The following is a 21,258-nucleotide window of genomic DNA, read 5'->3' as shown; positions in this document are numbered from 1 at the left end:
ACTACTCGGGTATGAAGGGCACAAATCCCCTTTGTTATTTATTGTACTTCAGCGTTCCACTCTGGTTTAATTTCAAGACCAAGTAGTTCAGCTGTTGCTTTGTTAATTACTAGTTTAAGGTTTGCTGGGTATGCTGATGGAATGTCAGCAGGTGCAACACCTTCAAGTAAAATTTTTGCTGCCATTTGTCCTGCTTCATAACCGATATCATAATACTCGAAGCCGTATGCCGCTAAGCCGCCACGTGCTACAGAGTCTAATTCCCCAACGATTAATGGAAGTTTATTTGCATTTGCTACGTCAATTACTGATTCAAGTGCTGATACAACTGTATTGTCTGTAATGATATAGAAAGCGTCCACTTTACCAAGTAAAGATTCAGAAGCTTGCTTTACTTCAGCTGAAGTAGATACAGCTGCTTCAACAATTGTTAAGCCTTGTGCTGTTGCCGCTTCTTTTACTTGTGCGATTTGAGCTACTGAGTTTTGCTCACCAGCGTTGTAAACCATTCCGATATTTTTTGCACCTAAATCTTTTAAATATGCAATTGTATTAGTAATTGTATCTGGATGTAAATCGATTGTACCTGTTACGTTAGCGCCAGGTGCTTCCATTGAAGCGATTAATTCAGCACCAACAGCATCTGTTACTGATGTGAAGATCACTGGAATATCAGATGTTGCACCTTTTGCTGCTTGTGCAGATGGTGTTGAGTTGGCGAAAATTAAGTCTACGTTTTCGCTTACTAATTGCTGTGCGATTGTCATGTTTGCACTGTTATCACCATTAGCTGTTTTATCAATGTACTCTGCTTTAATACCAGCGTCAGCAATTGCCGCTTTAAAACCTTCAGTTGCTGCATCTAAAGAAGGGTGTTCCACGATTTGTGTTGTACCGATTTTAAATGTTTTTGCTTCTTCTGTTGCCGGCTCTGAAGATGAACCAGTACTTGCTGTGTCGTTCGTAGATTCTGTATCACTGCCACAAGCAGCTAGTAAAAACAGAAGACCGAACAATAAAAATGAAAATTTTGTCATACTACGTTTCATAAATGAAATCCCCCTATTATTCTCTATCTCACTTTGCTTCACTAGGTTACATCCAAATAAAGCGTGATTTTATCGCTATCTTACATCTACGTTTTCAGATAGTCAACAATATTATGAATGTTCTAATTATATAGTAGCACATATTTTTCGACACAACTATTAATTTGGCGCTTTAAATCGCTAAATTCCTCAATTAATTAAACTATACTTACTAAACTAACTTTGTGTCAATTTTCTAACAACAACAATTAACCGCATTATTTGACGAATAGATTGTACTATATTAATATAGGTATTTGTGTTTAACACACCGTGGTTCGTAACCATCCCACGTAAAAAAAACTAGGAGGAATAGAAGAATGAAGGTAAAATTTTTAGCAACGAGTGGTATTATTGCGGCACTTTATATTGCTGTTACAATGCTTGTTGCCCCATTTGGTTTCACGGAAGTACAATTTCGTGTTTCTGAAATGTTTAACCACTTAGTGGCGTTCAATCCGCGCTTTGCAATTGGGATTATTATAGGCGTATTCATTTCAAATCTGTCCTCACCGCTTGGCATGTATGATCTTGTTTTCGGTGTTGGACATTCAATCATTACACTGGCGATTTTTATTGTCGTATGTAAGTTTGTAAAAAATATCTTAGCAAGATTACTCATTAATACATTATTGTTTACATGTACGATGTTTATTATTGCGTTCGAGCTAAACTTAGCACTAGAGTTACCGTTCTTTTGGACATGGGTAACCGTTGCTGCTGGTGAATTTATTGTACTTGCTGTCGGTGTACCGATTATGTACACGTTAAACAAACGTCTCAACTTCAAAAATTTAATCTAAAATTTTTCAACTGGTCTGCTGTAGCGGATCGGTTTTTTTCGTCTTAAAACAGAAAATATTTTCAGAATATATTGACTTATTCGCTTAACTAGTCGTACAATTTGAATATTAATATTGTTCGGATACGGTAGCAGGTCACGGGAGCGTGACCACCGTCTAGACAGAGCTGAGAATAGTATAGCTGAGTAAATTGATGAATAAGAAGAGTAGCAAATGATAACCTGCTTAGAGAGCGCGTGGTTGGTGCAAACGCGTCTGTGTAATCTTTGTGAATGGGCCTTATGAAAGCCGCTAGCGCTAGTTAGTGGACGGTTTCCTGCCGTTACAAGGACATGAAGTGGAAGCTTAGGCTTCAATTGAGGTGGCAACGCGGTCATATATCGTCCTCTACAAAAAGAGTAGTCTCTTTTTGTAGAGGGCTTTTTTGCGTTTTTACACTCGCATTGGCCGCAAAAAGCGTGGCATCCTGCGTTTACACTTCCGGTCTTATTGGTTCACCCGCGAAAAAGCTAGCGGATTCTACCAAATAACAACAATATAATTTAACAGCGACAAAAAATGAAGGAGTGATTTTATGTCAATCAAACAAAAATTCCGCACGACAATGAAAAAAGTAAATGGCGATCTGTTAACACCGATATTAATTTTTAGCCGCTTGCAAGGGCAGCGGAAATTTTTACTTGAAAGCTCAACAAAAAGCGAAGGCGCTGGCCGCTACTCATTTATCGGTGCAAACCCGCGCAAAACATATAGCGGTTCTGGTACGACATTGACGGAACTATCTCACCTTACGAATAAAACATATAGCTATGAAGGTGATTTAATCCATTCGTTGAAGCAAGTGATGCCACGCATTTCCAATCATACGGAATACCCATTTACGGGAGGCGCAATTGGCTATATTAGCTACGGTGCTACTAGTTTAGATAGCCAACAGAGCGATACAGAAATCGGCATTCCGACTGTCAACTTCCATATTTATGATACGCTCATTATTTTTGATCATTTAACAGATGAATTAGTCGTGTTCCATACAAATATTGAAGCCGAGCAAAAGGAACCGAATATTGATGCCATTATTGAGCAGTTGCTTTATGCAACACCAGCTAAGTCAACGGACTATTCGCTAAGCCCGTTCCGCTATCAAACAACAGAGCTTGAATTTGAGCAGCAAATCGAAACACTGCAACGAGCAATTGCTAAAAATGATAGCACTCAAGTCGTATTATCTCGCCGCTTAGAAACTGAATTTGACGGCGACGCTTTTGCACTTTACCGCAAGCTACGCATTCACAATCAAGCGTCGTATATGTATTACATCGAGTTTGACGATCACACAATTGTCGGCTCCTCGCCAGAAAGCTTAGTGCGTGTTCATAATGGTGTGGTTACAACGAAGCCTATTGCTGGCATTCGTCCACGTGGCTTCACGACAACAGCGGATCTAGCCATTGAACAAGAATTACGTTCAAATGCACAGGAAATTGCCGAGCATAACGCACTCGTTGACATAGCCAAGGAAGATTTAGAAAAAATTTGTGTAGCAGGTTCTGTTAAGGTGACAAATTATACAGCAACCATTCGTACCGAAAATTTGATGCAACTTACATCTGCAGTGGAAGGCAAGTTGTCCCCTACCCTACACGCAATCGACGCATTGGCACATTGTATTCCAGCTGGAAGTGTAACAGGTAGTCCAAAGCTTCAAGCAATGCAGCTCATTGATGAAGTTGAACCAGTTCACCGAAGTTTTTACGGCGGCGCACTTGGCTATATCGGGTTTAACGGACAAATTGATTTTGCACTAACTGCCCGCACGATGCTTATTAAAAATAACAAAGCGTATTTACAAGTAGGCACTTCGATTTCGGCAAAAACAACTACAAAGGATGCAGCGGAGCAAATTGCGATGAAAGCACAGTCTTTATGCGCGCTAGCACAAGGGTGACTCATATGATATTGCAACCATTTATTGAGCGCGTCGTACAAAAAGGAAATTTAGTATTTGAGGAAATGGTCGAAGCGGCTCAGCTTGTATTTAATGAAGAAACACCAAAAGAGGAGATTACTTCTTTTTTAATTGCGATGAGTGAAAAAGGTGAAACGGCTCATGAAGTGGCAGGTCTTGCTTCTGTTATGCGCTCTCATGCGGTTCAAGTAGACGTTCCTGAAGGCATTTATATCGATAATTGCGGAACTGGTGGTGACGGCTTGCATAGCTTCAATATTAGTACGACTTCCGCCTTTGTTCTTGCGGGTGGCGGACTGCTTGTTGCAAAGCATGGCAACCGAAAAGTTTCAAGCTCTTCTGGTAGCTCTGACGTATTAGAAGCGCTTGGTATTGAGCTTGTCCCAACAATGGAACAAACAGTTGATTTGCTACAAAAACACGGAATTGCCTTTTTACATGCACCAAATATGCATCCGAAATTAAAGCGCATCGGTGAGGTACGCCAGGCGATTGGTAAGCCAACAATTTTCAATTTAGCTGGCCCGTTAACAAATCCGGTTCCATTAAAAACACAATTTGTTGGCATTAATCGCCCAGCGTTTACAACAGATTATGCACAAGTACTTCATATGCTTGGGCGTGAACGTGCAGTTGTCGTATCTGGCTCTTGCGGTATGGATGAGGCTTCTTTAGATGGTGAAAACACATTCGTACTGCTAGATCACGGCGATATCATTCCGTTTAAATTACGCGCAGAGGATGTTGGGTTAACACCACAGCCACTATCTGCGATTCGCGGTGGCAGTCCTGCTGATAACGCGGTAATCATGCGCGATTTACTTGCAGGTAAACAAAGTGTTTATTTTGATACGGTTATATTAAATGCAGGAATTGGCTTTTTCGCTTATGGATTAGCTGACACGATGATGGAAGGTATTGAAATGGCGCGTGACAGTATTTTCTCTGGGCGTGCGCTCGAAAAATTAAACAATGTTATTGCCTATAGTCAAAATGCAATGAAAGATGGTGCGAAACAATGACAATTTTAGACAAGATTATTGAACAGAAAAAAACGGAGCTCCCGGGATTACATGCTCAGACACCTAGCTTTACTGTTGTCGAAAAACAGCGCCCTTCTCTATATGAAACATTAATCCGTGCCGACAAATTACAAGTTATTGCCGAAATGAAACGTGCCTCTCCTTCTAAAGGAAATATTGCAACGCATATTGAACCAGTAGAACAGGCACTTCAATACGAAGCAGCGGGTGCGGCTTGTATTTCAGTGTTAACAGAACAAGCTTTTTTCAAAGGATCGTTTGCGGATTTATATAATGTAGTGAACGCCGTCAGTATTCCTGTGCTATGCAAGGATTTCATGATCGACCCCGTACAAATTGATTACGCGAAGGCGGCTGGGGCTTCGGTTATTTTATTAATCGTCGCAGCGCTTTCAGATGAGGAGCTCGCTTCCCTTTTTGCGTACGCAACGGACCTCGGTCTTGAAATTTTAGTCGAAGTGCATGATGTCGAAGAACTGGAGCGCGCACTAAAATTAAAAGCGAAAATTATCGGCGTGAATAACCGCAACTTAAAAACATTCGTAGTGGATTTAATCCAAACTGAAGAAATTGCCAAGCATTTTGCAGCAGATGGTGTAGCGTTTATTAGTGAAAGTGGTATTTGGAACGCAGAAGATGCGGCTCGCGTGGCGAATGCTGGCGCAAAAGGGGTGCTTGTTGGCGAATCACTTATGCGCAGTGGTGATGTTGTGGCAGACCTACAATCGTTACAAATCGACATATCAAAAAAGTTTGGTGAAACGGTATGACATTTGTAAAAATTTGCGGCTTAAAAGAACGCGCACATATTGAAACCGCTGTTGAAGCAGGTGTTAATTTTATCGGATTTATGTTTGCGCCGAGCAAGCGTGAAATTACAGTTGAACAGGCAGCCGAGCTCACGAAAGCAATTCCCCCACATGTCAAAAAGGTCGGTGTGTTCGTCAATGCAGAACGCGAAGCAATTGAGCATTTCGCGAAAACGGTGCCGCTCGATTATGTACAGTATCACGGGGACGAAACGCCTGAATTTATTACGGAAATTGGACTACCTTCAATTAAAGCTTTCTCCATTCGTACAAAAGAAGATATTGAACAAGCCGTACGTTATAACGTGGACTACTATTTATTTGATGCTCCAGGCACAGACTTCCGCGGTGGCAGTGGCCATACATTCGACTGGTCACTACTTCAAGAAGCACACATCCCAAAGGAAAAAGTTATTTTAGCAGGTGGCTTACGTGCTGAAAATATTGCTGAGGCAATTAATCTTGTGCAGCCATTTGGCGTAGACGTTTCAAGCGGGGTTGAGCTAGATGGACAAAAGAATCACGAACTTATTCAAGCATTTCTACAGGCAGCTAAAGGAGCGAGGATTTCATGACAACGACTAAAGGAAGATTCGGTAAATTTGGCGGACAATTTGTTCCCGAGACATTAATGACACCGTTAATTGAATTAGAGCAAGCGTACGAGGAAGCAAAGCAGGATCCTGCCTTCCAACAAGAGTTAGACTATTATTTAAAACAATACGTAGGTCGCGAAACACCGCTTTATTATGCAGAACGTTTAACGAAGCGCGTTGGCGGAGCAAAAATATATTTAAAGCGTGAAGATTTGAATCATACGGGTGCACATAAGATTAATAATGCACTTGGACAGGCCCTGCTTGCAAAACGTATGGGCAAGAAGAAAATTGTTGCAGAAACCGGCGCTGGTCAGCACGGTGTGGCAACCGCTACTGCCTGTGCCCTACTAGATATGGAATGCATCGTTTATATGGGGGCAGAGGATGTAAAACGTCAACAGCTAAACGTATTCCGTATGGAGTTACTTGGAACAAAAGTGGTCGGCGTTGACAAGGGCTCAGCTACCCTAAAAGATGCTGTAAACGAGGCGCTTCGCCACTGGGTTACACATGTTGAAGATACACATTATATTTTAGGCTCAGCATTGGGGCCCCACCCGTTCCCAACAATTGTCCGTGATTTCCAACGTGTTATTGGGGATGAAACACGTGCACAAATTTTACAACAAGAAGGTCGTTTACCAGATTCAGTCATTGCTTGTATCGGTGGGGGCAGTAACGCAATCGGCATGTTCTACCCGTTCATCGAAGATAAAGACGTGGCGCTCTATGGGATTGAAGCATCCGGCGCTGGTGTCGATACAGATAAGCATGCAGCGGCAATTCACGTAGGAAAAATGGGTGTACTGCACGGGGCATTTATGTATTTATTACAAGATGACAACGGCTTTGTACAAGAAGCACACTCAATTTCTGCTGGGCTTGATTATCCAGGCGTTGGACCAGAGCATTGTCATTTGCATGCAAGCGGTCGTGCGCAGTATCCATCCGTTACCGATGCACAAGCACTTGAAGGTGTAAAGCTATTGTGCGAAACAGAAGGCATTTTACCGGCATTAGAAAGTGCACATGCGATTTATTATGCTTCACAATTTGCAAAAACACGTCCTGCTGAAGAAGTTGTTGTTGTTTGTTTATCAGGGCGTGGCGATAAAGATGTGCACACGTTAGTGGATGCATTCGGAGGTGACCTTTCATGACAGCTGTAACAGAGGCAATTTTAAAAGTAAATGCACGCGGGGACAAAGCGTTCGTTCCTTATATTATGGCAGGTGACGGCGGACTTGAAAAATTACAGCCAACGATTTTACGTCTGCAAGAGCTTGGCGTAACCGCAATCGAAGTAGGGATTCCGTTTTCAGATCCCGTTGCAGACGGACCAACAATTGAAAAAGCTGGTAAACGCGCTTTAGCGCACGGCACAACTTTACGAAAAGTCATTGAAACACTAATTACCTTTGCGGATGAAATTACTGTGCCGCTTGTTGCGATGACGTATTTAAATCCGATTTTAGCTTACGGTGCTGAAAGCTTTGCAGCAGATGCAAGTCGTGCAGGAATTCGCGGTGTCATTATTCCAGATATGCCAATGGAGGAAATGAACATAATCCACCCTACATTAAAAAATTCAGGGATTGCTCTTGTCCAGCTGATTTCTTTAACAAGTCCAGCTGAACGAATAACCCAGCTTGCCAGTGCTAGTGAAGGCTTTATTTACGCGGTAACAGTAAACGGCATTACGGGTGCTCGTTCAAGCTTTGCTGAAAATCTTGCTGACCATTTTAATCAACTAAAAGCAGCGAGCTCCATTCCTGTATTAGCCGGCTTCGGTATTTCAACGCCTGAACATGTGAAGCAATTTGGTGCATTTGCAGACGGCGTTATTGTCGGCAGTAAAATCGTCGATGCGCTTGTAAACGATGATTGGGCAACGATTGAAGCACTAATTAAAGCAACGCAGCTTTCTACTTCAAACTAAGGGGAGAATTATTATGACAACGACAACTGAAAAAGGTTATTTCGGCGAATTTGGCGGGAGCTTTGTACCCCCAGCCCTACAAAATGTACTCAATATTTTAGACGAGCAATTTGAGCAATATAAAAATGATCCTGAATTTTTAGCTGAGCTTGACTACTACTTCACGGAATACGTTGGCCGTAAATCACCACTTTACTTTGCCGAAAATTTAACAAAACAATGTGGCGGGGCGAAAATTTACTTAAAACGTGAAGATTTAAACCATACCGGCTCTCATAAAATTAATAACGTACTTGGCCAAATTTTACTCGCGAAACGTATGGGCGCAAAACGCGTTATTGCTGAAACTGGCGCAGGTCAGCATGGTGTAGCAACAGCTACCGTTTGTGCAATGTTTGGTATGGACTGCACAATTTATATGGGCTCTGAGGACACAAAACGCCAAGCATTAAACGTATTCCGTATGGAGCTACTTGGTGCGAAAGTAGTCACGGTGGACAAAGGTCAAGGTCGCTTAAAAGAAGCTGTAGATGAGGCTTTTGCTGATTTAGTCGAAAACTATGAGAATACATTCTATTTACTAGGCTCAGCAGTAGGACCTCATCCATTCCCAACGATGGTGAAACACTTCCAATCAGTGATTAGTAAGGAATCGAAGGAGCAGCATTTAGCAAAAGAAGGCAAACTTCCTACTGCAGTGATTGCTTGCTGTGGTGGCGGTAGTAACGCAATTGGTGCATTTGCTAACTATATTGATGACACTGAAGTACGTCTAATCGGTGTGGAACCAGATAAAGCAGCTTCAATTACAGAAGGCTCACCTGGTAATTTATATGGATTCCGCTGCATGGTGCTTCAAGATGAAGAAGGCAATCCACTACCAACGTATTCAATCGCTGCAGGCCTAGATTATCCAGGTGTCGGACCAGAACATAGCTACCTACATTCAATAGGCCGCGCTGAATATGTAACGATTTCGAATGAAGAAGTGCTAGAAGCCTTCCAAACGCTATCAAAAGTTGAAGGCATAATTCCGGCACTTGAAAGCTCACATGCGGTTGCCCATGCACTGAAATTAGCCCCAACACTATCATCCGAAGATAGCCTTATCGTTAATATTTCAGGCCGCGGTGATAAAGATGTTGAGCAAGTATTTAATATGTTAAAATAAGGTAAACGTGAGAGATGGAGGTGAGAATAAATGAAAGATTTTTTCGTAAGCTTACTATTTTTCGGCCTTACTGGATATTTTATTTATTTGATCGTTCAAAATATGCCTCAGCTATTTACTGAAACAACGACGATTAAGCAATACGGTCTCCTCGTCTACCGCTTAATTATGGTGTTTGTACTATTTAATTTAGGAATAGTTAGTAGTAAAAACTATAAGCGCTCGAAACCAGCATAAGAAAAATGAAGAAACGCGCTGATTTTTTGGAGGGTACCGAAAAAGTCTATAAATTAGTTTAACCAGTTCTTGAACGAGACATCGTTCAAGAACTGGCTTTTTTCTTCGATGTCGTTGATTTCCGTTGCGGCGAACGCTTTTCTGGGGGCGAGCCTTGAGCCGCTTCCCTCGCTACGCTCAGTCCAGGGTCTCAAGCTGCTCGCTAATCCCCTAGAAGCCGTCGCCTCCACTCCAATCAACTTGTAAACGCTAAGAATGAATGTATCATTCTCTTATCCAAAAAGAGTGATTTTCTTGTAAAATAAAACGAATGAATTACAGGTTGTGCTCCCGATGATTTCAAACCAAGAAACACTCAACTTATGCCCATTAATGGCGATTTACGATATTGTTGTGCCAAAAGATAACATGCTCCCCCCCAATCAATAAACTTGTTGATTTCCACTCATTTTAGAAGAGTTAAAAACAAAATATTGTTTAGACAACGGACAGAACGCGATTCATCTTCCCTAAATTCGCATGTTTAAGTCCCTATTATTAAAAGCAATTTTTGATGTATCAGACGTCCATTTAGTGCGGGTGACAGTCACTTCAGTTCACGCACATCCACCATGCCATCATCAAATTTAATTAAAATGACAGCTGTGGGTAAATTTCCTTCACGTTTTCACGAAGCTTGGCCTTTAAAAACTTCCCTACTGATGTTTTCGGAATTTCTTCTAAGAACACAATATCATCTGGCATCCACCATTTTGCAAATTGATCTGCTAAAAACGCCATGAGTTCTTCCTTCGAAACTTCCACACCCTCTTTTAGCACAACACATGCTAACGGACGCTCCTGCCATTTTGGATGGGGAATTGCAATTACTGCCGCTTCAAATATAGCATCATGTGACATTAACGCATTTTCTAACTCTACAGATGAAATCCATTCCCCACCAGATTTAATTAAATCCTTCGTGCGGTCTGTAATTTTAATGAAACCTTCCTTTGAACGAACAGCGATATCACCGGTGTACAACCAGCCATCTTTAAAAGCTTCAGCAGTGCGCTCATCTTGATAATATTCGCTCGCAATCCATGGTCCACGTAAACGCAGCTCCCCCATCGTTTCACCATCCCATGGCACTTCGCCTTCTTCATTCACAATGCTTGATTCAATACCTGGCACGGTTAAACCTTGCATGGCGCGTGCATCGATTTGATCCCTAACAGACCAATCATCCATTTTCGCTAAGTAGTTTGAAAGTGAGACGATGGGCGACGTTTCTGTCATACCGTATACAACGACATAATTGACACCGAATTTCTCTTCAAATGTGCGGATTAGTCCTTTTGGTGAAGCCGAGCCGCCGCAGAAAATCGTTTGCAGCTTAGACAAATCACGTGCGCGCTTCTCCATTTCTTGAACAACACCTAGCCAAATCGTTGGTACGCCTGCTGTTTTTGTGACACCGTACTGCTCAATGACATCTAAAATTAAGCCCGGAGTAAATTGTGGCCCAATTAATACTTGTGTGGCACCGACATTCACGCCTGCAAACGGCATTCCCCATGCATTTACGTGGAACATTGGCACGATTGGCATAATAACGTCGCGCTCACCAATCCCCATCGTATCAACCATTGATAGCATCGTACTATGTAGCACTAGTGAACGGTGCGTGTATACAACCCCTTTTGGATTGCCCGTTGTTGCACTTGTATAGCACATGCTCGCTGGTGCGTTTTCATCAATATTTGTTGGGAATTCGAAGTTTTCATCCGCTTCCTCTAATAATTTTTCGTAAGACAACGCGTTTGGCAATGTCGTTTCTGGCAAATCCCCGTCCGCCATAATGACAAAATGCTTCACTGTTTTTAGTTCAAGTTGAATCTCTTCAATTAATGGTACTAAATCTTGATCGATTAAAATGATTTCGTCCTCAGCATGATTAATAATATAGCTAATATGCTCTGCTGATAGACGAATATTGACCATATGCAGCACAGCACCCGCGCACGGTACAGCAAAATAGGCTTCTAGGTGGCGATGTTGATTCCAGGCGAACGAAGCTACTTTATCCCCTTGATTCATACCGAGTTTTGTTAGTGCATGGGCTAATTTCCGCGTACGTTTCCCCCACTCGCCGTATGTTAAGCGGTGTGTCATTGTGTCGCTTGTACGTGAAATTATTTCTTTGTGCGCATAATACATTTCTGCACGCTTTAGCAAATCATTTAATAATAACGGTGTTTGCATCATAATATTTGTCCCCCTTATATTTGATATTTCCCCCAACAATACTAGTTTAGTACATTATACTGAATTGAGTGTATATTCCGTCAAATTTAATTATTTTTTCTCGTTTTAATAGTTTATTCTCTATTTGTTCATTTACAAATCCCCCTAAAATCGGGCGAGATGCTGTCCTTATTTATCTACCAAAAAGCCATCTCCCTTTGTAAGCATAATGCTACTAGGAGATGGCTTTTTTACTTATTCCCTTTATTAAAAATCAGTATAGTTCTTACGATGTTAGCAGTTAGATTGGTTACTAATTCAGCTGCGTTTTCTATTGCATAGTCAACTGTACATGGGCCTTTGACAATCGAGAATGCAGCGATCAAATTTAATGTATCAAGTCCCTTATCATCTAATTCATTCACTCCACATAAAGCAATTACGGGCTTCTCATATTTACTTGCTAATTTGCCTACTCCATAAATAACTTTTCCAGATAACGTTTGAGTATCCAATTTACCTTCTCCTGTAAATATTAGATCCGCAGTTGCAATCTTACTTTCTAATTCGGTATATTTATCTACTAGCTCAATACCTGATGAGAATCTAGCTTTAAATATTGCTTTAAATATCGCCCCGATACCACCTGCAGCTCCACTACCAGGAAAGTTTAATACAGTATCCTGAAATTGTTCCTCTAATATTGTTCCAAAATGTTTCAAAGCCCTCTCTAAAATATGATGATTGCTCTGATTTACACCTTTTTGCGGTCCAAAAATTGTAGTAGCGCCATTTGGTCCACAAAGAATATTTGATACATCACTAGCCACCAAAAATTCACAGTCATTGAACTCTTTTGGCACTTCTTCTAAGTGTAGTTTTCTTACTTTTAAAATGTCAGCTACTTGATTCATTTCAATTAGCTGACCGCTGTTATCAAAAAAACGAACGCCTAGAGCTATAAGAATCCCAATACCTCCATCATTCGTACCACTGCCACCTAAACCAATGATAAATTTACGATAACCTTTCTTTACAGCATGCATTAATAATTGGCCAGTACCTAAGCTTGTAGCAACTAATGGATTTTTTTCACTGGGTTTCAGATGCACGAGACCAGAAGCTTGAGCAACTTCGATAACTGCAGTTTCTTTGTCTCCTAGTACACCATAATACGCTTTCACAGTTCGTTTTAATGGATCTGCCACGATATGATGTTCATATATTCCTCCTATTGCTTCTATAAGCGTTTGGGTTATTCCCTCACCACCGTCTGATAATGGTACTTTTATAACTTCAACATTAGAAAGGACTTTATCAATACCCTTCTTCACACATTCGCATACTTCTAGTGCACTTAAAGAGCCTTTGAAACTATCTGGAGCAATAACAATTTTCATTTTATCCTCCTTTGAAATACGGTGGACAGTTAAACCATCGTTAGCGGTTTCTCCCCTTGAAGTACAGCTATGACATTTGCAATCGCTAAGTCCGCCATTTGTATTCGCGTTTCAATCGTAGAACTTCCAATATGGGGCGTTAAGACAACATTTTTTAACTCAGTTAATCCCGGTGCTAACTTAGGTTCATCCTCAAATACATCTAAAGCAGCTCCAGCAATTTCCTTGGCCTTTAATTTCTCTACTAAGTCTTTTTCATGGATTAAAGCTCCGCGTGACGTATTGATTAAATAGGCTGTTGGCTTCATGAAGTCTAATTGTTCTTTTCTTATTAAATGTTTTGTAGCGTCTGATAAAGGTGTATGCAAGGAAACAAAATCGGATTGTTGTAGTAATTCTTCTAAACTACAGTATTCTGCATTTAATGAGCGTTCTTCCGCTTCTGTTAATCGGGTTCTTTTTGTATATAGCACCTTCATTTGAAATCCATTTGCACGTCTTGCTACAGCTTGGCCAATTCTCCCCATCCCAATAATGCCTAACGTTTTGCCTGAAACGGCTTGTCCGATTAATAATTGCGGCTCCCACCCTTTAAATAAGTTATTCTTTACAAAAGCGTCCCCTTCAGGAATTCTTCTCGCAATTGCCATGATAAGACCCCACGTCAAATCCGCTGTAGAATCCGTTAATACGTCAGGTGTATTCGTTACAATAATTCCACATTTTTTTGCTGATTCAACATCGATATTATTAAAGCCAACAGCATAGTTAGCAATAATTCTTAATTTATTTCCCTGTTTAATAATATCTTGATCAATTTCATCACCTAAAAAGGAGATAATGGCTTCTTTGTCGACAATCTTCTCCATTAGCACGGCTTTGTTGACGTTAGAATCCTCTAAAATCTCTACATCTGCAATTTCTTTTAATTTTTGTATGGAATCCCCTGGCAACTCATGTGTTATCAACACTTTTGGTTTCATTTTCATACCTCCGTTGTAATATGTAAGCTCCTACCACATTCTAATACTTCCATTTTCAATTCACATATTCCTGCTAACAAAAAGAACCCCGAATAGTGAACACTTTAAAAAGTGGACCTACTCGGGATTCTATTTCATTATTTTAAGAAATCGCTTTTTTCTTAAGTTGCTTTTTTAGTTTTTCAAGCATATCAGTTGTCATGCTTGCTAAATCATATTGTGCTTTAAAGCCCCATTCTGCAACAGCGGCTGATGAGTCGATTGCATTTGGCCAGCTATCAGCAATTGCTTGGCGCACTAAATCTACATCATAGCTCATTCGGAAGCCTGGGATGTGCTTTTGAATTTCGGCTGCGATCTGTGACGGCTCGAAGCTCATCGCTGAAATATTGAATGCATTGCGGTGCTGTAATTTAGAACCATCTGCTTCCATTAAATCGACAATCGCTTGCAGTGCATCTGGCATATACATCATGTCCATATACGTGCCTTCTGCAATATATGAAGTGTAGCGGCCTTCTTCAATTGCTTTGTAATAAATATCCACCGCGTAATCTGTCGTACCGCCACCTGGAGGCGTTACGTATGAGATTAATCCTGGAAAACGCACACCGCGTGTATCTAAACCGAAACGCGTATGGTAATAATCACATAATAATTCACCCGCTACTTTATTGACGCCGTACATTGTTGACGGACGTTGTAGCGTATCTTGTGGTGTATTGTCTTTTGGCGTTGAAGGCCCAAATGCACCGATTGAGCTCGGTGTAAAAAATTGCATATCAAGCTCGCGCGAAACTTCAAGCGCATTCATTAGCCCGCCCATATTTAAATTCCAAGCAAACACCGGATTTTTTTCCGCTGTCGCTGAAAGTAAAGCTGCCATATGAATCATTGTATCTGCGCCAAAATCTTTCGCCAAGTCATGCATATGCTGGCCATCTGTTACGTCTAATACTTCAAATGGTCCTGCACTGTTTCCAATTTTACGAATATCTGTTGCTAAAACATTATCCGTTCCGTATGTTTCACGAAGCTTTCCTACTAATTCTGAACCAATTTGACCTAACGCACCCGTTACGATTATTTTTTTCATGTTGAGTACCCTCCTCTGATGTAAAACATTTGTACACTGTAAAAATACAAATGAACTCGTTTTTTACGCTCTATACAAGCTTTTCGATGAAAATTATTATACGTTGTTCTTTTTAAAAAGACAACCACTAAAAAAAATTATTAATCCATTACCATTTTCGAGAAAAAAAGCTAACTCATTGTAACTGAGTTAGCTCTTTTGTTTGCTACTGTAATATAATTTTAATCGCCGTTCTTTCATTTTTTCGACTCCGCACATCTTTACAATTATTATATGCATATACATTGTAATCGTTCTGCACAAAGCTAGTAACCATTTTCAGTAAGTGCTGTTCGTATTTAATCTATAACATAAACACTTATTTAGTCAGCCAATGCGGCACCGCAAATTCGATGAAAACTGAATGTGCGCCCGTCCTCTAGTCGTAGTTGTTGCTTTTCTGACTGGATTTTATCAATTTTGCCGCGCACCTTATAAATCGCTGTCGTCTCCCATATTTTCATTTCAACTTGGAGCGCATTTTCATATGCATGTGTTAATTGCTCGCTCAGTTCCTGCAGCGCCCATTCATCGAGTTCTGGTTTTTCAACGAGCTTATCCTCACTCTGCCATTCACGAAGTAGCTTCACATGCTCTGGCAGCATCATTGCATTCCATTTGATTGTTCCTCGATCTCGGTTCATCTTCTCCACCTGCCACTATTTTTTATGTCCTCCTAGTAATGCGGAGCGAGAGAGCGCTGTTCCCGCCTCTGTATATGACACTGCACGCAAAATTGACGTCGAGCCATATTTCGTACGAATTTTATCCATCGCCGCACCAAGTTTTCGCTTCCTCCATTTTTGATCATCAAAAAGGCTCAGCTGCATTGAATGTTCACTTTCTAAGTTTGTCAGTGCAATCGATAGCTGACGTGCTGGTCGTTCAGCATAAAATTCATCGAGTAGTCGCTCACACACTTTGTAAATTTTCATCGTATCGTTCGTCGGCTCGTAAATCGTCCGTGAATGGTGGAAGCCCCCGCCAAATGCATCTTTGCTGTAGCCAAGTCCAAGAGAAATTGTGCGGCCGATTTGCTGTGCCTCGCGCGCACGTCTTGCTACATCCTCACACATCTCTAAAATAACCGTTAAAATTTCTTTTCGGCTGCGGTAATCACGCATTAGCATTTGTCCTTTGCCGTAGCTAATTTGCCCCTGCATAATGGGCGCGCCCATTTTTGAATAATCAATGCCCCACGCATGGTAATACAGTTGGTTGCCCATAATGCCAAAGCGTTTCTCGAGCGTTTTTAAGTCTGTATGCGCGAGATCCTTTACCGAGAAAATCCCCATATTATTTAGTGTGCGCTCCGTTCTCCTGCCGATGCCCCACATGTCACTTAGTGGTGATATAGGCCAGAGCTTTGTTGGTACGTCTGCATACGTCCACTTCGCAAAGTCTGTTTTTTTCGCTTCAATATCAAGAGCAAGCTTTGCCATGAGCATATTCGGTCCCATCCCGATTGCACTCGGAATTTGAAACTGATCGTAAATGCGCTGTTGCATATACTTCGCCGTTTCCTCAGGTGGTCCCCATAATTTTTCAGTACCGGTTAAATCGACAAAGCTTTCATCCACGCTATACACATGAATCGCCTCTTTCGGTACAAAATCATTTAAGAGCCGCGTAATCTCCATCGAAATTTTAACGAAAAACTCCATTTTCGGCTCAAATAAACGAATGTCTGGATGCTTCGGAATTTCATAATAGCGGGAGCCTGTTTTAATGTGAAAGCGCTCCTTCATCGGTGGAGACGCAGCGAGCACAACACTTCCCTTTTGGCTAAAGTTCCCCACAACAGCAATCGGCACCTTCATCACATCTAAATTTTCAAGAAGCCCTATGCAGCTGGCGTAAAAGCAGCGCATATCAATACAAATAACGGAACGATTCGGAGCATTTTCATACATAGTCTCACCTCTTTCTACTATATGATACCCAACAACAGAACATTTGTTCCTATTTTAAAATGAGACGCTTAAGACGGCAAGTGGGAATTTTTAGCGAATAGCCGCACTTTGGGGCGAGAAGTAACAAAAGCGCTAGAGAATCCAAAGTGAAGGCGCTTTTCGCCCGAGGACAGACCGCGACTTCGAGAGGCTAGCGCTTTCGCCTGGGCGTTGCATTTACTTATTTAAATGGTATCCACAAGGCGAAATTTGATAATTTCCTTAACGATTAGAAAGACACAACTCGCCCAAAATAGGGTGAGTTGATGTCCTTACTTATGTGGATGGGAAAGTTATACTTTCTTATCCACTAAAAAAGACAAAATCGAATTGCTCCGACTTTGTCTCTCTAAATTATTTACGAACTGATTGTTTTACTACTTCTTCATATAATCCCGGGCGACGGTCATCATATACTGGGATGCGGCTGCGCACTTCATCAACAATTGAAAAATCAACGTCGATAATGGCTAACTCCTCATCATCAGCGCCTGTCCATAAGACCTCGCCCCACGGCTCAATAATCATCGACTGCCCGTTAAAGTTTTCTACCTTACTCGCAATGCGATTTACCGCAATAACGAAGCACTGATTTTCAATGGCACGCGCTTGTAATAGCGTTTTCCAGTGATCAATACGGGGTGTTGGCCACTGTGCGGGAATAAATAATACCTTCGCGCCATCCAGTGCATGCGAGCGTAGCCATTCCGGGAAACGAATGTCGTAGCAAATCACACCCGCTGCTTCAATATCGTCAAGCTGGAAGCGGTTCATTGCATCCCCCGCCTCCAAATACAAATGCTCGTCCATTAAGCGGAACAAATGCGCCTTGCTATATTCGCCGACTAGCTCGCCTGTGCGATTAAACGTGTACATCGTATTGTAAAATTTATCGCCGCGCTTCACTGAAACAGAACCGCCAACAATATGTACGTGTAATTCGCGTGCCAGTTCACTTAAAAATTTTTGCGTGCGCTCACCGTTCACATCTGCAAGCTCCCCTAATTTTTCAAGTGCATAGCCGGTATTCCACATTTCAGGTAGTACGATGATTTCTGCTCCACCTGCCGCCGCCTCGCGAATAAATTTCTCTGCGCGCGCATAATTTTCTTCTACTTTTCCAAAACCTACATTTAATTGGATACATCCGATTTTCATTAGAACCCCACCTCTAGACATTTTTATTTAGAAAGACACATCTCGCCCAATAGAGGGCGAGATGATGTCCTTACTTATGTAGATAAGAAAGTTATACTTTCTTATCTACTAAAAAAGCGCATTCGCACCCGTTTACACCCAAGGAATTAAAACGACCTCTTAGCAAAAGCGCGAATGCCTAGACATCTCCAAAAGTTATACTTTCTTATGCGGATAACCTAAAAATACACTTTACTATTCGCTAAAAAAAGACTACCATAACAGTACTATTTTTATTATATTCTGAAAAAGGTGAATGTACATGGAATTTTCGAAAAAACTACAGCAACTCCCTCCGCAATTTTTTGCTGCACTCGTTGGAAAAGTAAATGCAGCGCTTGCGGAAGGACGCGATATTATTAATCTAGGGCAAGGCAATCCTGATCAACCAACACCAGGTCATATTGTTGAAGCCCTGCAGCATGCAGTGATGGATCCGCAAACGCATAAATATTCTCCGTTCCGCGGTATCCCAGAAATTAAACAGGCAGCCGCTGATTTTTACAAACGTGAATACAGCGTGGATATTGATCCGAACACAGAAATAGCGATTTTAGGCGGAACAAAAATTGGTTTAGTAGAGCTACCAATGGCAATTTTAAATCCTGGCGATTATATGCTGTTGCCAGACCCAGGTTATCCGGATTATTTATCAGGAGTTGCACTTGCAGACGTGAAATTTGATACGATGCCGCTTGAAGAGGCGAATGCATTTTTACCAGATTACAAGGTACTTTCTCCAGAAGTACGCGAGCGAGCAAAATTGATGTACATAAACTATCCGAACAATCCAACTGGGGGCACAGCAGATTTAGCTTTTTTTGAAGACACAGTAGCGTTTGCGAAGGAAAATAATATTGCCGTTGCGCATGACTTTGCGTACGGTGCAATCGGCTTTGACGGCGTTCGTCCTCCGAGCTTCTTACAAGCGGCCGGTGCAAAAGATGTCGGCATCGAGCTGTATACATTATCAAAATCATATAATATGGCAGGCTGGCGCATTGGTTTTGCTGTCGGCAATGCCAAAATAATTGAAGCAATCAATATCATTCAAGATCATCTATTTTGTAACCAGTTCCCCGCTGTGCAACATGCTGCAGCAGTGGCATTAAATGCGGAACAGGACTGTGTTGAAGCTTTACGGACAACATACGAAAGCCGCCGCAATATACTCGTTGAAGAAGCGCACCGCATCGGCTGGAACATTACGGCACCAAAAGGCTCGTTCTTTGCATGGTTGCCTGTTGCAGAAGGCTACACAAGCCAGGAATTTGCAAATTTACTATTAGAAAAGGCAGACGTAGCCGTTGCTGCTGGTAATGGCTTTGGTGAATACGGTGAAGGCTATGTGCGCGTTGGTCTACTTGTAAATGAGGATCGTATGCGTGAAGCTGTACGCCGCGTAGAAAAATTAAATTTATTCAAGCAAGTCATCGTCAAATAGTTATGAAAAGCACATCCCTCCCATAAGATGTGCTTTTTTCTATTTAACAACAAACTATCTTAAAATAAAGTTTTTTCAGAAAAATATAATTTTATATTGATTTTGTTCTAAATAGTCTGTATATTTACATTAATTAGTTTTTAAATATAATGTTTTTCTCTTATTAAGAGTAGCTGAGGGATAGGCCCTATGAAGCTCGGCAACCACCAACACTTGTTGGCCGGTGCTAATTCCTACAAAACAGAAATGTTTTGAAAGATAAGAGTGGTAATCTAAATTGACTTTTCGATGCCTCTCTTTTTCAAGAGAGGCATTTTTTTATTAACTAAAACAAAACATCTAGGGGGATTTCAACCATGAAATTTAAAAAAATCGGCTTTTTATTTGCAACATCAGCCTTAGCACTTGCTCTTGCAGCTTGTGGCGGAGAAGAAACTGCAGAAGACACATTAAATGACGGTAAATTAGTAATCGGCGTAACTGCTGGCTTACACGAAGAAATTACAGAAATTGCAGCAGACATCGCAGCGGAAAACGGCTTAGAAGTAGACATCCGTGTATTCTCTGATTATGTATTACCGAACACAGCGCTAGTAGAAGGCGATCTTGATATTAACAACTTCCAAACGCAGCCATTCTTAGATACATTCAACACGGACCGCGGCGAAGAACTTGTATCAGTAGGAAATACAATTTTAAATCCAATGGGCATATACTCGTCTAAATACGCGTCAATGGAAGAAGTTCCTGACGGTGCAACATTTGCTTTACCTAATGATGCGACAAACGGTGGACGTGCATTAGTTGTATTAGCAGATGCTGGTTATATCACATTAAAAGAAGGTGTGAGCATTAACGCATCCATCTTTGATGTAGTAGATAACCCACATAATTATGAATTTATCGAACTAGAAGCCGCTCAATTACCAACTCAATTAGCTGAAGTAGATTTTGCAGCAATCAACACAAACTTCGCACTTGAAGCAGGTTTAAATCCGAAAAACGATTCGATCATTCTTGAATCATCTGACTCTCCGTACGTAAACAAATTAGTTGTACGTCCAGGTGAAGAAGATAGCGAAGATTTAAAGAAATTCATCGAAGCTTACCAAACTGACGAAGTACGTAATTATATTATAGAAACATATGAAGGCGCAGTTATTCCAGGATTTTAATTCGTAATTAGAAAGACACAACTCGCCCAAAATACGGCGAGTTGATGTCCTTACTAATGTGAATGGAAAAGTTATACTTTCTTATCCA

At 41.2% G+C, this 21,258-nt stretch carries 19 protein-coding genes, 1 pseudogene, 2 riboswitches and 1 other annotated feature; of the genes and pseudogenes, 12 read left to right on the top strand and 8 right to left on the bottom strand.

From position 1 onward, the window contains the following. Positions 1-38: 38 nt before the first annotated feature. The gene (locus MHH87_RS02415) at positions 39-1,049 is read right to left on the bottom strand and encodes an ABC transporter substrate-binding protein (protein ID WP_340747738.1); all 1,011 of its coding nucleotides are present in this window, start codon (positions 1,047-1,049) and stop codon (positions 39-41) included. Between the two features lie 306 nt (positions 1,050-1,355). Then, a riboswitch (PreQ1 riboswitch) is annotated at positions 1,356-1,401 on the top strand. Positions 1,402-1,408: 7 nt separating this feature from the next. Between MHH87_RS02415 and MHH87_RS02410 the strand changes: the two genes are divergently transcribed. From MHH87_RS02410 to MHH87_RS02365, 10 genes and pseudogenes are all read left to right on the top strand, one after another. Then, positions 1,409-1,891, top strand: a complete 483-nt coding sequence (locus MHH87_RS02410; protein WP_340747737.1) for a QueT transporter family protein — start codon at positions 1,409-1,411, stop codon at positions 1,889-1,891. A 184-nt stretch (positions 1,892-2,075) separates the two neighbouring features. Then, positions 2,076-2,282, top strand: a binding site (T-box leader). Positions 2,283-2,465: 183 nt separating this feature from the next. Continuing rightward, positions 2,466-3,839, top strand: coding sequence for a chorismate-binding protein (locus MHH87_RS02405; RefSeq protein ID WP_340747736.1), 1,374 nt, complete (start codon positions 2,466-2,468; stop codon positions 3,837-3,839). A gap of 5 nt (positions 3,840-3,844) precedes the next feature. Beyond that, on the top strand, positions 3,845-4,882 hold the full coding sequence (trpD, locus tag MHH87_RS02400) for an anthranilate phosphoribosyltransferase (protein ID WP_340747735.1): 1,038 nt from the start codon (positions 3,845-3,847) through the stop codon (positions 4,880-4,882). Next, positions 4,879-5,673: an indole-3-glycerol phosphate synthase TrpC gene (gene trpC, locus MHH87_RS02395; RefSeq protein WP_340747734.1), complete on the top strand. Its 795-nt coding sequence runs from the start codon at positions 4,879-4,881 to the stop codon at positions 5,671-5,673. The genes trpD and trpC overlap by 4 nt, the downstream gene beginning before the upstream one ends. Continuing rightward, a complete protein-coding gene (locus MHH87_RS02390) occupies positions 5,670-6,287 on the top strand; it encodes a phosphoribosylanthranilate isomerase (RefSeq protein ID WP_340747733.1) in 618 nt (205 codons plus the stop codon). Before trpC ends, MHH87_RS02390 begins: the two co-directional genes overlap by 4 nt. Beyond that, the gene (gene trpB, locus MHH87_RS02385; RefSeq protein ID WP_340747732.1) at positions 6,284-7,471 is read left to right on the top strand and encodes a tryptophan synthase subunit beta; all 1,188 of its coding nucleotides are present in this window, start codon (positions 6,284-6,286) and stop codon (positions 7,469-7,471) included. Before MHH87_RS02390 ends, trpB (MHH87_RS02385) begins: the two co-directional genes overlap by 4 nt. Next, on the top strand, positions 7,468-8,250 hold the full coding sequence (trpA, locus tag MHH87_RS02380) for a tryptophan synthase subunit alpha (RefSeq protein ID WP_340747731.1): 783 nt from the start codon (positions 7,468-7,470) through the stop codon (positions 8,248-8,250). Before trpB (MHH87_RS02385) ends, trpA begins: the two co-directional genes overlap by 4 nt. A gap of 13 nt (positions 8,251-8,263) precedes the next feature. Continuing rightward, complete coding sequence (gene trpB / locus MHH87_RS02375; protein ID WP_340747730.1) at positions 8,264-9,421, top strand: tryptophan synthase subunit beta; 1,158 nt, start codon at positions 8,264-8,266, stop codon at positions 9,419-9,421. Between the two features lie 30 nt (positions 9,422-9,451). Then, positions 9,452-9,658, top strand: a complete 207-nt coding sequence (locus MHH87_RS02370; RefSeq protein WP_340747729.1) for a sulfate permease — start codon at positions 9,452-9,454, stop codon at positions 9,656-9,658. A gap of 333 nt (positions 9,659-9,991) precedes the next feature. Further along, positions 9,992-10,234, top strand: a pseudogene (locus tag MHH87_RS02365) (IS5/IS1182 family transposase); the annotation flags it as partial. Positions 10,235-10,288: 54 nt separating this feature from the next. Here MHH87_RS02365 and MHH87_RS02360 read toward each other — a convergent pair. From MHH87_RS02360 to MHH87_RS02330, 7 genes are all read right to left on the bottom strand, one after another. After that, positions 10,289-11,905, bottom strand: a complete 1,617-nt coding sequence (locus MHH87_RS02360) for a long-chain fatty acid--CoA ligase (protein WP_340747728.1) — start codon at positions 11,903-11,905, stop codon at positions 10,289-10,291. 230 nt (positions 11,906-12,135) lie between these two features. Continuing rightward, positions 12,136-13,284, bottom strand: a complete 1,149-nt coding sequence (locus tag MHH87_RS02355) for a glycerate kinase (protein WP_340747727.1) — start codon at positions 13,282-13,284, stop codon at positions 12,136-12,138. 29 nt (positions 13,285-13,313) lie between these two features. Further along, positions 13,314-14,267, bottom strand: a complete 954-nt coding sequence (locus MHH87_RS02350) for a 2-hydroxyacid dehydrogenase (protein ID WP_340747726.1) — start codon at positions 14,265-14,267, stop codon at positions 13,314-13,316. Between the two features lie 142 nt (positions 14,268-14,409). Further along, entirely contained in the window at positions 14,410-15,363 is a 954-nt protein-coding gene (locus tag MHH87_RS02345; protein WP_340747725.1) for an L-threonine 3-dehydrogenase, read from the bottom strand. A 362-nt stretch (positions 15,364-15,725) separates the two neighbouring features. After that, positions 15,726-16,046 (bottom strand): YolD-like family protein, encoded by a 321-nt coding sequence (locus MHH87_RS02340; RefSeq protein ID WP_340747724.1) that lies wholly within the window; start codon positions 16,044-16,046, stop codon positions 15,726-15,728. 15 nt (positions 16,047-16,061) lie between these two features. Then, on the bottom strand, positions 16,062-17,315 hold the full coding sequence (locus MHH87_RS02335) for a Y-family DNA polymerase (RefSeq protein WP_340747723.1): 1,254 nt from the start codon (positions 17,313-17,315) through the stop codon (positions 16,062-16,064). 393 nt (positions 17,316-17,708) lie between these two features. After that, on the bottom strand, positions 17,709-18,512 hold the full coding sequence (locus MHH87_RS02330; protein ID WP_340747722.1) for a carbon-nitrogen family hydrolase: 804 nt from the start codon (positions 18,510-18,512) through the stop codon (positions 17,709-17,711). 301 nt (positions 18,513-18,813) lie between these two features. Here MHH87_RS02330 and MHH87_RS02325 point away from each other — a divergent pair, with 301 nt between their 5' ends. Beyond that, complete coding sequence (locus MHH87_RS02325; RefSeq protein WP_340747721.1) at positions 18,814-19,995, top strand: pyridoxal phosphate-dependent aminotransferase; 1,182 nt, start codon at positions 18,814-18,816, stop codon at positions 19,993-19,995. Between the two features lie 157 nt (positions 19,996-20,152). Beyond that, positions 20,153-20,260: riboswitch (SAM riboswitch) on the top strand. A gap of 91 nt (positions 20,261-20,351) precedes the next feature. Beyond that, positions 20,352-21,170, top strand: a complete 819-nt coding sequence (locus MHH87_RS02320) for a MetQ/NlpA family ABC transporter substrate-binding protein (RefSeq protein WP_340747720.1) — start codon at positions 20,352-20,354, stop codon at positions 21,168-21,170. Positions 21,171-21,258 lie beyond the last annotated feature (88 nt).

It is taken from the genome of Solibacillus sp. FSL H8-0538, assembly GCF_038003525.1.
Lineage (GTDB): Bacteria > Bacillota > Bacilli > Bacillales_A > Planococcaceae > JBBOPI01.
Note: the sequence above shows the minus strand (reverse complement) of the source record. Positions and strands in the feature narration are given on the sequence as shown.